This window comes from Methylobacterium amylolyticum (assembly GCF_030700245.1).
Classification (GTDB): domain Bacteria; phylum Pseudomonadota; class Alphaproteobacteria; order Rhizobiales; family Beijerinckiaceae; genus Methylobacterium.
In genome coordinates this window covers 1-12,188 of the sequence record NZ_JAUYZI010000090.1, presented here as the reverse complement: position 1 = coordinate 12,188, position 12,188 = coordinate 1, and the positions used below count along the sequence as shown (strand labels likewise).

The window sequence follows — 12,188 nt, the reverse complement described above, 5'->3', positions numbered from 1 at the left end:
GCCGCGGTGTCGGCGTATCCGGTGATGAACAGGACCTTGAGGGCGGGGCGGCGGGCGCGGCCGGCATCGGCCATCTGCCGGCCGTTCATGCCCCCGGGCAGGCCGACATCGGTCACCAAGAGGTCGACCCGCACGTCCGAGTGCAGCACCCGCAACCCCGCCGCGCTGTCGCCCGCCTCGATCGCCGTGTAGCCCAGATCCTCCAGAACCTCGGTCACCAGCATCCGCACCGTCGGCTCGTCGTCCACCACCAGGACCGTCTCCCCCCGCTCGGCGCGCGGCGCCGCCCCCGGGCCGGCCACGGCGGCCGCCGCCTCCGCCGGGCCGTCGTGGCGCGGCAGGTACAGGCACACCCGCGTCCCCCGCCCGGGCGTCGAGGCGATCCGCACCTGCCCGCCCGACTGCCGGGCGAAGCCGTAGATCATCGACAGGCCCAGCCCCGTGCCCTGGCCGGTCGGCTTGGTGGTGAAGAACGGGTCGAAGGCGCGCGCCACCACCTCCGGGCTCATCCCCGTGCCGGTGTCGGCCACGCACAGCGACAGGTACGCCCCCGGCGGGATCGCGTCGCCGGCCGGGACGTCCCCGGCGCGGGCGGCGGCTTCGTCGAGGCGGCGGTTGGCGGTGACGATGGTGATGCGGCCGCCCTCGGGCATGGCGTCGCGGGCGTTGAGGCAGAGGTTGAGCAGCGCGTTCTCGAGCTGGTGCGGGTCGACCAGCGCCGGCCACAGGTCGGGGTCGGGATCGGTCTCGATGCGCACGGCCGGGCCGACGGTGCGGCGGATCAGCTCCTCCATGCCGGCGACCAGGCGGTTGACGTCGGTGGCGCGGGGGTCGAGCGTCTGGCGGCGGGAGAAGGCGAGCAGGCGGTGGGTGAGGGCGGCGGCGCGCTGGGCGGCGCCTTGCGCGGCGGCCATGTAGCGGTCGACGTCCTTGAGCCGGCCCTGGCCGATGCGGGTCTGCATCAGCTCCAGCGAGCCGGTGATGCCCGCCAGCAGGTTGTTGAAGTCGTGCGCCAGCCCGCCCGTGAGCTGGCCCACCGCCTCCATCTTCTGGGACTGGCGCAGCGCCTCCTCCGTCCGGGCGAGCTGCTCCTGGTCGCGCAGGCGCGCGGTGACGTCCTGCGCGTACTGGAACGCGCCGATCCGGCGGCCCTCGGCGTCGCGCAGGGGGGTGAACTTGAGTTCGTAGGACGATCGCTCCCGCTCGGGATCGCCGAAGGTCTCGACGCGGCTGAACGCCTCGCCCGACAGCGCCCGCTCCCAGATCGCGCGCACGGCGGCGCGGTGCTCGGGCCGGTCCGCCAGCAGGGCGAGCAGGTCGTCGCCGACCCGCGGGCGGACGCCGTAGAGGCGCGCGAACGCGTCGGCGTAGGCCCGGTTGACGGCGAGCACCCGGTACGCGGTGTCGAGGGCGCCGACGAGGGCGTCGGTGGTCTCGAACACGTCGGCCCAGAGCTTGCGCTGGGCCAGGGCGTCGGCGACCCGCCGCTCCAGCGTCGCGTTCGCCTCGCGCAGGGCCGCCTCCGCCAGCTTGCGGTCGTGGATGTCCTCGACCACGCCGTACCAGCGCACGATCGTCCCCCGCCCGTCGCGCCGAGGCCACGCGCGGGCGCGCATCCAGCGGTGGGTGTCGGTCGCCGCGATGCGGATGCGGTAGTCGACGTCGACCGGCTCCCCGGAGGCGAGGGAGGCCGCGAACACCGCCTGGGTCGGCACGAGGTCGTCGGGGTGCAGGGCCTTGCTCCAGCCCGTGCCCAGGGGCTCGCCGGGGGCCTGCCCGGTCAGGGTCAGCCAGCGACTGGAATAGGAGGTGATGTTGCCCGCCGGATCGCAGGTCCAGGGAACCTGCGGGTTCAACTCCACCGTGTGCCGGAAATGGTCCTCGCTCTCGCGCAGGCGCGCCGCGCCCTCCACCTGCGCCGTGGTCTCGGCGGTGACGCAGAGCAGGCCGTTGATCGCGCCCGCGTCGTCGCGGACCGGCGAGTAGGTGAACGACCACCAGCTCCGCTCCGGCTGACCCGCGCGCGAGAGGTCGAGCATCAGGTCGGTGAGGGTGCGGCTCTCGCCCGAGAGCGTCGCGGCGACCAGGGGCTCGATGTCCGGCCAGATGCTCGCCCAGACCGCGCGGAACGGGCGGCCCAGCGCGGTCTCCAGGCGGTAGCCGAGGATCGGCCGGTAGGCGTCGTTGTAGAAGCAGAGCAGGTCGGGCCCCCAGGCGAGGAACATCGCCCGCGGGCAGGCCAGCATCAGCGCGAGCGTGTTGCGCAGGGCCGGCGGCCAGCCCGAGGGCGGCCCGAGCGGGGTCCCGGACCAGTCGCGCGCGCGGATCTCGGCGCCGGTGACGCTGCCGTCGAGGAACGAGAGGGGATCGGTCACGCGTCCAGGGAGGCCTTCGCCGCGATCGTCTTGCGCCGGGGATCCCGCGGAGGATCTCGCGCCAGGGTTGAAGGGCGGCAGCCCGTTCGGCCACGAAGATGGCGCGGATGCGGGCTCGGCCCCGCCTGCCTGTGCGGCATCTTGCCCGGCCGGTCCAGCCGCGTTCCGGGGCGTCCGCGGCCGCGCGGCCGCGGAGAATCGCGCGGGGCCTCGGAACTTCGACCCGCTCCGGCGTCGTTGCCGGGCGAGGGGACACGACCCGGGCCGATGATCCCGAACGGCACGCTTGTTGCTAGGCAGGCGCTGCGAGCGCGGAGGAAACGCCCCCGAACCAGGGGAATCGGCGATGCTCTACGGCCTGTACTTCCTCACCTGCATGGTGGCGAACCCGACCCACTGCGTGATGCGCGTCCACCATTTCGGCGAGGAGATCGCCACCCCGCAGAAGTGCCTCAGCGTCGCCCAGGCGCAGATGTCCCTGTGGCAGACGGCGCACGCGCGCTGGCGCGTCGCCCGCTTCCGCTGCGGCAGCCCGCCCAAGGACGACGGCACGCGCATCTGAGCGCAGCCGGCCGCCGGGCGGCGCGGCCGGTCGTTCCGGCCCGGATGCCGAAAGCGTGCCGGGCGGTTCCGGAGTGACGGAGACGCTCGCAGGCTCCGCAGGTGAGCCCGCGCGACCGCGCGTTCGATGCCCCTGCATCCGCCGCACGGCGCCTTGATCGCGCGCTTGGGGCGCGGTACGCCGCGTCCATGCGTCCGGTCCTCGCCCGTGCCCCGCGAATGACCCGGCCCGACCGCACGAGGTCCGGCCGGAGAGGGTGACGCGCGTCCGCGCGCGACTGGCGAGAGCGCCGAACCCAGCCCTTCCGCGCCGCGCGGGAGGGCTTTTTCATGCGTCCGGGGTTCGGCGCGTCACCCTCTCCACACGGGACGCATCCCCATGTCACGCCGCATCCTCATCACCAGCGCGCTGCCCTACGTCAGCGGGACCAAGCACCTCGGAAACCTCGTCGGCTCGCTGCTGCCCGCCGACGTGCACGCCCGCTTCCACCGCCAGATCGGCAGCGCGGTGCTGTTCGTCTGCGCCACCGACGAGCACGGGACGCCGACCGAGATCGCCGCCGCCCGAGCCGGCCAGGCGCCGCGCGCGTTCTGCGACGCGCAGCACCGGCGGCAGGCCGAGACGTACCGCCGGTTCGCCCTGAGCTTCGACCATTTCGGCCGCTCGTCCGCCCCCGCGAACCGCGCGCTCACACAGCACTTCTACCGCCGCCTCGACGCCGCCGGGCTGATCGAGGAACGCGACGTGCCGCAGGTCTGGTCACCCGCGGACGGACGCTACCTGCCCGACCGCTACGTGGTCGGCACCTGCCCGCGCTGCGGCGACCCCGGCGCCCGCGGCGACCAGTGCGATGCCTGCGGCGGGCTGCTCGACGCCGCCGACCTGATCGCGCCGCGCTCGGCACTCTCGGGCGACGACCGCCTCGCGGTGCGCGACAGCCGCCACCTGTTCCTGCGCCAGTCGGCGCTGCGCGACGCCCTCGGGGACTGGCTCGACACGCGCACCGGCTGGCCGCCCTTCGTCACCGCCCTGGCGCGGAGCTGGCTGACGGCGGATCTGCGCGACCGCTGCATCACCCGCGACCTCGCCTGGGGCGTGCCAGTGCCGCGGCCGGGCTTCGCGGGCAAGGTCTTCTACGTCTGGTTCGACGCCCCGATCGCCTACATCGCCGCGACCCAGGATTGGGCGGCCGCGGCGCCGGGCCGCGACTGGCGCCCCTGGTGGTGGGGCGAGGACGCGCGCGAGACCCGCTACGCGCAGTTCCTCGGCAAGGACAACGTCCCCTTCCACACCGTGAGCTTCCCCGCCACGCTCATCGGCTCGGGTGAGCCCTGGCACACCGCCGATGTGGTCAAGGGCTTCCACTGGCTGATCTTCGCCGGCGGCCGGTTCTCGACGAGCCTCGGACGGGGCGTCTCCTGCGAAGCGGCGCTCGCCGCGCTGCCGGCCGACCTCTGGCGCTGGTGGCTGATCGCCAACGCCCCCGAGACGTCCGACACGGACTTCGAGACCGCGCGGTTCGCGGCGGAGGTGAACAAGGATCTGGCCGACGTGTTCGGCAACCTCGTGCAGCGGGTGGTGCGCCTCGCGCAGACCGCGTTCGACGGGCGGGTGCCGACGGGCGGCGAGCCGGGCGCCGTCGAGCGGGCGCTGGCGGCGGAGGTCGCGGCCCGCATCGCCGCCGTGCGTGTGCACCACGAAGCGCGGGAGTTCCGCCGCGCGGCCGCCGAGACGCGGGCCCTGTGGGCGCGGGCCAACGCCTATGTGCAGGAGCGTGCCCCCTGGGCGGCGCTCCGGACCGATCGCGCCGCGGCGGCGGTGGCGACGCGGGTCGCCCTCGGGCTGTGCGAGCTGTGCGCCGCGGTGGCCTGGAGCATCATCCCGACCCTGGCGGGCTCGGCGCTCGCCGCCGTCGGCGGCGCGACCGACGCGGTCCCGCCCTGGCCGGACGCGGTCGACGGGATCATCCTGGGGGGCATCCGGGCCGGCACGCCGCTTCCGGACCGCTTCGAGCCGGTGGCGAAGATCCGGCCCGAACATCTCCGGCTGGCGCCGTCCTGAGGACTGCCCGTCACCGCAACAGGGCGGCCAGCATCACCGCCACGCCGAAGCCGAGCGAGGCGGAGGCCGCCGCGAGCAGGGCCCGGTCGATCCACCGGGGCCCGGCTCCGTCCGCGCCGTCGTGCAGCATCGTCCATCCTCCCGCGCCGATTCCTGCCGAATGAATAAAACTTGTGGTGGTCAACACTCTCCAGCGTCCGCGACGTGCCGACGACAGGCATCGGCGATGGGAAAGGCCGCTCATGCGATCGTGAGTTGGATTTTATCCGATTACACGGAACCAAGGACCGTCGGTCTGTTTGAGGGCGCGATGCGCCGCACGCATCGACCCCCAACCCGATCCGCCCGCGACGGCCCCGCATTCCGGAGATCGCCATGACCGCCCCGCGTCCCAGCACCGGAGCCGGGTCCGACGCCGCCCGGCCCGGTCGCACGCCCTCGCGGCGCGCCCTGCGCGGGCTCGACGCCCTGAACTTCACCCTCGCCGACGTGCGCGACGGGCTCGGGCCCTACCTCGCCATCTACCTCATCGCCGTGCGCGGGCCCGACCAGGGCTGGAACGAGGCCACCACCGGCCTGATCATGACGATCGCCGGCATCGCCGGGCTGATCGCCCAGACCCCGGCCGGGGCGCTGATCGACCGGACCCGCCACAAGCGGGCGATCGTCATGGCGGCGGCGGTCGCGGTGACGCTGAGCTGCGTCGCCCTGCCGTGGATCTCGAACTTCTACGTCGTCGCCGCCACCCAGTCGGTGGCCCACATCGCCGGGGCGATCTTCCCGCCCGCGCTGGCGGCGATCACGCTCGGCGTCGTCGGGCCGAAGCTGTTCGCCAAGCGCATCGGCCGCAACGAGGGCTTCAACCACGCCGGCAACGCCGTCTCGGCCGCGCTGGCGGGCGGGCTCGCCTACCTGTTCGGGCCGGTCGTGGTGTTCTGGCTGATGGGCGTGCTCGCCGCGCTCTCGATCGGCGCCATGCTGATGGTGCCGGCCTCCGAGATCGACGACGACCTCGCCCGCGGCCTCGACTGCCCGCAGGACGACGCCGACTGCGCGCACGGGGCCTCGGGGCTGAAGGCGCTGCTCGCCAACCGCCACCTGCTGCTGTTTGCGGTGCTGGCGGCGGTGTTCCACCTCGCCAACGCGGCGATGCTGACCTCGGTCGGCCAGCAGCTCACCCACATCGTCGGCAAGGACAGCGCCACCTCGCTGATCGCCCTGTGCATCGTGGCGGCGCAGTGCGTGATGGTGCCGATGGCGGTGTTCGTGGGCGCCAAGGCCGACGCGATCGGCCGCAAGCCGATCTTCCTCACCGCCTTCGGGGTGCTGGCGATCCGCGGGGCGCTCTACACCGTCTCCGACAACCCCTACTACCTCGTCGCGGTCCAGTGCCTCGACGGGGTCGGCGCCGGCATCTACGGCGCGCTGTTCCCCCTCGTCGTGGCCGATCTCACCCGCGGCACCGGCCGGTTCAACGTGGCGCAGGGGGCGGTGGCGACCGCGCAGGGGCTCGGCGCCTCCTTGAGCGCGACGCTGGCCGGCGTGATCATCGTCAGCGCCGGCTACGGGGCCGCGTTCCTCGTGCTCGCGGCCATCGCCGCGGTCGGCTTCGCCCTCTACCTCCTGCTGATGCCCGAGACCTACGGCTACGAGCCGGCCGCCCCGGGCGGCGGCGGATCCTCAGGCCTCCGCCCGCTCGCCGTGCCGGCCGCGTGACCGGGCGGGGAGCGGCGCCATGTTCGCCTTCGCCCATATCGGCGACCTGCACCTGGAGGCGGCGACCGACCCGAACGTCGCCGACCTGCGCGCCATCCTCGCCGAGGTCGCGCGGCTGCACGCGCGGGACCTGATCGACTTCGCCTACCTGCCGGGCGATCTCGCCGAGGACGGGACGGCGGCGCAGTACGCGGTGCTGGAGCGGGCGCTCGACGACCATCCGGACCTGCCGGTCCGGCTGATCCCGGGCGACCACGACCGGCAGTTCGGCACGATGACGGCGTTCGACGCCCTGTTCGCGCGGGTGGCGGGCAGCGCGCGCGGGGGCGCGCACGCGGCGCGGCGCAACACCCTGCCGCGGCCGCGCGACCCGGCCTGCGTGACGCAGTACTACTACGCCGAGACGATCAACGGCGTGCGCTGCCTGTTCCTCGACACGGTCAGCGCCGGCTACGGCGAGAAAGGCTTCGGCCTCGATTTCCGGCTGGGCCCCCGCCAGCTCGCCTGGATCGCGCGCAAGCTGGCCAAGGCCAGGGCCGCCGGCCGGCCCTGCGCCGTGTTCACCCACGTCTACCCCGACGACCTGCGCGTGCCCGAGGAGCGTGCCGCGCTCGCCGGGCTGATCCGCGATGCCGGCGTGCGCCTCGTCGAGATGGGCCACACCCACTACAACGAGCTCGCGCCCGACGGCCGCACCCTCTACGCGGCGGCGCGCTCGGTCGGCCAGAACGAGGACGGCTCGGTCGGCTACGCGGTGGCCGCGATCGACGGGCCGGCCGTGAGCTGGCGCTTCAAGCCCCTCGACCGGGCGCTGCCCTTCGCGATGATCACCAGCCCCGCCGACCGGCGCCTCGCCACGGCCTCCCTCGACGCGCCGGACGGGCGGATCGAGGTGCGCGCGCTGGTGCTCTCGACCGCGGACCCGGGCGACTGGACCTGCCGCGTCCGCGTCGACGACGGCCTCCCGCATCCGATGATCCCGGACGGCCCGCGCAGCGTCCGCGCGCGGATCGACTGGCCGGAGGGCGCCCGCCGCCTCTCCGTCGAGATCGCGGACGGCACCGTGAACCCGCGCACCGGGGCGCCCAACGTCGATCGCGACGCGATCGAGCCCGCGGGGCGCCTCTTCACGCCCCCACCGGTTCCGGAGCGCCCGGGCAGCGACGCGTTCCGGCTTCCGGCCTGGGCCCAGAAGGGCGTGCGCGGCGACCAGCTCGGGCCCAACCGCAATGGCCGGCACTGGTAGTCCGGCCCGAACCACCCGCGACAGGATCCTGGCAACCGATGGGCGCGCTGACGCTGACCCCCAACCTCGCGACCTGGGTGATCGCGGGCCTCGCCACCCTCGGCGTCATCCTCCGGCCGTTCTCCTGGCCCGAGGCGATCTGGGCCGTGCTGGGGGCGGGCGCCCTGGTCGCCCTCGGCCTGCTCGCCCCGGCCACCGCCTGGGAGGGGGTGCTCAAGGGCACCGACGTCTACCTGTTCCTCGTCGGGATGATGCTGATGTCGGAGGTGGCGCGGAAGGAGGGCCTGTTCGACTGGCTCGCCGCGCACGCGGTGAGCGCGGCCAAGGGCTCGGCGACCCGGCTGTTCCTGCTCGTCTACGTCGTCGGCACGGTGGTGACGGTGTTCCTGTCGAACGACGCCTGCGCGGTGGTGCTGACGCCCGCCGTCTTCGCCGCGACGAAGGCGGCCGGGGTCGAGAAGCCGCTGCCCTACCTGCTCGTCTGCGCCTTCATCGCCAACGCGGCGAGCTTCGTGCTGCCGATCTCCAACCCCGCCAACCTCGTCGTCTTCGCCGAGCACATGCCGCCGCTGACCCGCTGGCTCGGCCTGTTCGCCCTGCCCTCGGCGCTCGCCATCGTCGCCACCTACGCGGTGCTGCGCCTGACGCAGGCCCGCACCCTGCGCAGCCAGACGGTGGCCACCGATGTCCCGGCGGTGCGGCTGTCGCGCACCGGCCTCGTGGCCGGACTCGGCATCGTCGCGACCGGCGGCGTGCTGATCGCCGCCTCGGCGCTCGGCCTCGATCTCGGCCTGCCGACCTTCGTCGCCGGCCTGCTCACCACCCTCGTCGTGCTCCTGATGCGCCGCGGCGGCCTGGTCGAGGTCGCCCGGGACGTGTCGTGGAGCGTGCTGCCGCTGGTGGCCGGCCTGTTCGTGCTGGTCGAGGCCCTGGAGAAGACCGGCGTCCTGCGCATGCTGGCCGACGCCCTGAAGGCCGCCGCGGGGGTCGACCCGGCGGGCACCGCCTGGGGGGCCGGCGGCCTCGTGGCGGTGCTGTGCAACCTCGTCAACAACCTGCCCGCCGGCCTGATCGCCGGGGCCGCGGTGCAGACGGCGCACGTGCCCGAGAAGGTGGCCGGCGCCATCCTGATCGGCGTCGATCTCGGGCCGAACCTGTCGGTCACCGGCTCGCTGGCCACCATCCTGTGGCTCACCGCCATCCGGCGCGAGGGGCAGGATGTCGGCGCCTTCGCCTTCCTCAAGCTCGGCCTGCTGGTGATGCCCCCGGCCCTCGCCCTGGCGCTGGCCGGCCTGCTGCTCGTCTGACGCCGCTCCCCGCACCGACGACCCGAGGTTCCGCGCCCGTGAACGCCGCCCTGCTCTACCCCTTCATCCTCGCGGCCGGCGCTCTGCAGGCGCTCGGCAACGCCATGAACGCGCAGTTGCGCGGGGCGCTCGTGAACCCGTGGCTCGCCGCCACCGTCTCGTTCGCGCCGATCGTGTTCGTGTTCGTCACGCTGTTCCTGGTCATGCCGACGCCGCTGCCGAGCGTGGACCAGCTCGCCGCGATGCCCTGGTACGCGCCGCTCGGCGGCGTGGCCGGCGCGGTGGCGGTGTTCGGCGGCCTGATCCTCGTCGACAAGGTCGGCGCCGGGCCGTTCAACGGCCTGACGCTGACGGCCAACATCCTGACCTCGCTGGCGCTCGACGCGCTCGGCCTGTTCGGGATGCAGGCCGGCGGGTTCAAGCCGATGCCCTGGCTCGGCGGGCTGCTGATGGTGGTCGGCGTGGCGCTCATCGCCCGCACGGGCGCCGAGAGCGACGACGGGGGCGAGGATCGGGGGATGGGCGGCAAGCTGCTCTACCCGTTCATCCTGGTCGCGGGGGCGTTGCAGGCGATCGGCGTGGTCTGGAACGGGCAGTTGCGCGAGGCGCTGGTCAACCCGTGGCTCGCCGCGACGGTGTCGTTCCTGCCGGTCGTCTTCGTGTTCGCGCTGATCGTCCTCGTGCGGCCGACCCCGCTGCCGACGCGTCGGGACATCGCCCGCCTGCGCTGGTGGATGCCGCTCGCCGGGCTGACCGGCGCGGTGGCGGTGTTCGCGGGGCTGCTGTTCGTCGCGACCGTGGGGGCCGGCGCCTTCAACGGCCTGCTGATCACGGCGAACCTCCTCACCTCCGTGGCGCTCGACCATTTCGGCTGGCTGGGGATGAAGCGGGTCGCGGCCGGCCCGCAGCGCCTCGGCGGCGCCGCGCTGATGGTCGCCGGGATCGTCCTGATCTCGGTGTTCTGATCCGGGTGTTCCGATCTCCCTCCGCCGCGGCGCCGGCCTCCGGCGCCGCGGCGGCGTCCCTCACAGGAACCCGATGGAGAACCAGGGGACGAGGATGATGACGAGCAGGCCGACGAGCAGGGCGAGGATGTAGCCCACGATCGGGCGCATCCCTGCGTCCGGGTGGATCCGGCTGATCGCGCAGGCGGCGTAGTAGCCGACCCCGAACGGCGGGGCGAACAGACCCACGCCCATCGCCAGGATCACCACCATCGCGTAGTGCACCTCGTGCACGCCCACCGTGCGCGCGATCGGGAACAGCAGCGGCCCGAACAGCACGATCGCCGGGATCCCCTCCAGAACCGAGCCCAGGATCACGAACGCCACCGCCGACACGAACAGGAAGCCCAGCGCCCCCCCCGGCAGGCTGGTCATCGCCGAGGCCAGCGTCTGCGAGAAGCCCGACTGCGTCAGCGCCCACGCCATCCCCGTGGCCGCCCCGATGATCAGCAGGATCGCCCCCGACAGCGTCGCGGTCATCACCAGCATCGGGTACAGCCGCCCCCAGGCGAACTGCCGGTAGATCAGCAGCCCCGCCAGCACCGCGTAGACGATGCCGATGGTCGACACCTCGGTCGCGGTCGCGATGCCCTCCACCACCGCGAACCGGATCACGAACGGCAGGGCGAGCGCCGGCAGCGCCACCAGGAAGGTCTTGCCGATCACCCGTCCCGAGGGCCGGGCGACGTGGCTGAGATCCTCGCCCCGGTAGCGCCACCACACCAGCGCGCACAGCGTCACGGCGAGCACCAGCCCCGGCATCAGCCCGCCGGTGAACAGCGCGGTGATCGACACCCCCGTGACCGAGCCGATGGTGATCAGCACGATGGACGGCGGGATCGTCTCGGTCTGCGCGCCCGTGGCCGAGAGCAGCGCCACGAGGTCGCCCTCCTTGGCGCCGCGCGCCTTCATCTCGGGAAACAGCACCGGGGCGACCGCGGCCATGTCGGCGGCCTTCGAGCCGGAGATCCCTGAGACGAGGTACATCGCCCCCACCAGCACGTAGGACAGGCCGCCGCGCACGTGGCCGAGCAGGCTCGCCAGGAAGCCGACCATGGCGCGGGCCATGCCGGTCATCTCGATCAGCAGGCCGAGGAACACGAACAGCGGCACGGCGAGCAGGATGAGGTGGCTCATGCCCTCGTCCATGCGGCCCACCACGACCATGCTCGGCGCGTTGGTGGTCAGCGTGATGTAGGCGAAGGTCGACAGCCCGAAGGCGAAGGCGATCGGCACGCCGGAGAACACCAGGGCGCCGACGCCCAGCACGAAGAACAGCAGCAGGTTGATGTTGCCGAGCCCCGAGAGCACCGGCTGGAGGGCGGTCACGCCGGCGGCGACGCCGATGCCCAGCGCGAGCGCGCCGGCGGTGAGGCGCCAGTCGGCGGTCTCGGCCAGCCGGATCAGGGCGATGGCGAGCATCAGGCCGAAGCCGACGGGCAGGGCGGCGGCGCGCCAGGCGTTGTTGAGTTCGAGCGCGGGGGTCTGGACGAAGATCTCCTCGCTGGCGAACTCGTAGGCGGGGTGCAGCACCAGGGCGACGAAGATCAGGCCGGCCACCAGCGCCACGGTGTCGAGGAAGGCGCGGGTGCGGGGCCCGGCCATGGCGACCAGCGCGGTCATGCGCATGTGCTCGGCGCGGCGGAAGGCGACCACCGCGCCGAGCATGGCGAGCCACAGGAACAGGATGCCGGCGAGCTCGTCGGACCAGACCAGGGGGGCGTGCAGCAGGTAGCGGCTGACGACGCCCGAGAGCAGGACGGCGATCTCGGCCACGACGAGCAGGGCGGCGGGGATCTCGACGAGGTGGCCCAGGCCGTTGTCCAGCGCCCTGAGCCAGGGCCGGGCCCGCAGCGGCGGATCCGCCACGGCCCCCGGTGCGGCCTCAGCCGCCGCGATGTCGATCTGCATGGCGAT

General features: G+C 73.6%; 8 protein-coding genes. 6 read left to right on the top strand and 2 right to left on the bottom strand.

Going from position 1 to position 12,188, the window contains the following annotated elements; genetic code table 11:
- On the bottom strand, nt 1–2,375 hold a 2,375-nt coding region (locus Q8W71_RS31245; protein WP_305529257.1), incomplete at its 3' end, for a PAS domain-containing protein.
- A gap of 346 nt (nt 2,376–2,721) precedes the next feature.
- On the opposite strand from Q8W71_RS31245, the gene Q8W71_RS31240 reads away from it, so the two are divergent.
- The 6 genes from Q8W71_RS31240 (at nt 2,722) to Q8W71_RS31215 (ending at nt 10,232) form a co-directional block, all read left to right on the top strand.
- On the top strand, nt 2,722–2,937 hold the full coding sequence (locus Q8W71_RS31240) for a hypothetical protein (RefSeq protein ID WP_305529256.1): 216 nt from the start codon (nt 2,722–2,724) through the stop codon (nt 2,935–2,937).
- Between the two features lie 378 nt (nt 2,938–3,315).
- Nucleotides 3,316–4,998, top strand: a complete 1,683-nt coding sequence (gene metG / locus Q8W71_RS31235) for a methionine--tRNA ligase (protein WP_305529255.1) — start codon at nt 3,316–3,318, stop codon at nt 4,996–4,998.
- Between the two features lie 375 nt (nt 4,999–5,373).
- Entirely contained in the window at nt 5,374–6,714 is a 1,341-nt protein-coding gene (locus tag Q8W71_RS31230; RefSeq protein ID WP_305529254.1) for an MFS transporter, read from the top strand.
- Nucleotides 6,715–6,733: 19 nt separating this feature from the next.
- Nucleotides 6,734–7,960 carry a metallophosphoesterase family protein gene (locus Q8W71_RS31225; RefSeq protein ID WP_305529253.1) on the top strand — a complete coding sequence of 409 codons (1,227 nt, stop codon included), beginning with the start codon at nt 6,734–6,736 and terminating at the stop codon, nt 7,958–7,960.
- A gap of 38 nt (nt 7,961–7,998) precedes the next feature.
- A complete protein-coding gene (locus Q8W71_RS31220; RefSeq protein WP_305529252.1) occupies nt 7,999–9,267 on the top strand; it encodes an arsenic transporter in 1,269 nt (422 codons plus the stop codon).
- 38 nt (nt 9,268–9,305) lie between these two features.
- Nucleotides 9,306–10,232 carry a DMT family transporter gene (locus Q8W71_RS31215; protein ID WP_305529251.1) on the top strand — a complete coding sequence of 309 codons (927 nt, stop codon included), beginning with the start codon at nt 9,306–9,308 and terminating at the stop codon, nt 10,230–10,232.
- A gap of 60 nt (nt 10,233–10,292) precedes the next feature.
- Here the strand turns inward: Q8W71_RS31215 and Q8W71_RS31210 are convergent, their stop codons facing one another.
- Nucleotides 10,293–12,182, bottom strand: a complete 1,890-nt coding sequence (locus Q8W71_RS31210; protein WP_305527496.1) for a TRAP transporter large permease — start codon at nt 12,180–12,182, stop codon at nt 10,293–10,295.
- Between the last annotated feature and the right edge of the window lie 6 nt (nt 12,183–12,188).

Bases quoted from the DNA above. Each gene is read 5' to 3' on its own strand.
- Q8W71_RS31210 (WP_305527496.1), bottom strand. From the start codon at position 12,182: ATGCAGATCGACATCGCGGCGGCTGAGGCCGCACCGGGGGCCGTGGCG.
- Q8W71_RS31220 (WP_305529252.1), top strand. From the start codon at position 7,999: ATGGGCGCGCTGACGCTGACCCCCAACCTCGCGACCTGGGTGATCGCG.
- metG (WP_305529255.1), top strand. From the start codon at position 3,316: ATGTCACGCCGCATCCTCATCACCAGCGCGCTGCCCTACGTCAGCGGG.
- Q8W71_RS31240 (WP_305529256.1), top strand. From the start codon at position 2,722: ATGCTCTACGGCCTGTACTTCCTCACCTGCATGGTGGCGAACCCGACC.
- Q8W71_RS31225 (WP_305529253.1), top strand. From the start codon at position 6,734: ATGTTCGCCTTCGCCCATATCGGCGACCTGCACCTGGAGGCGGCGACC.
- Q8W71_RS31230 (WP_305529254.1), top strand. From the start codon at position 5,374: ATGACCGCCCCGCGTCCCAGCACCGGAGCCGGGTCCGACGCCGCCCGG.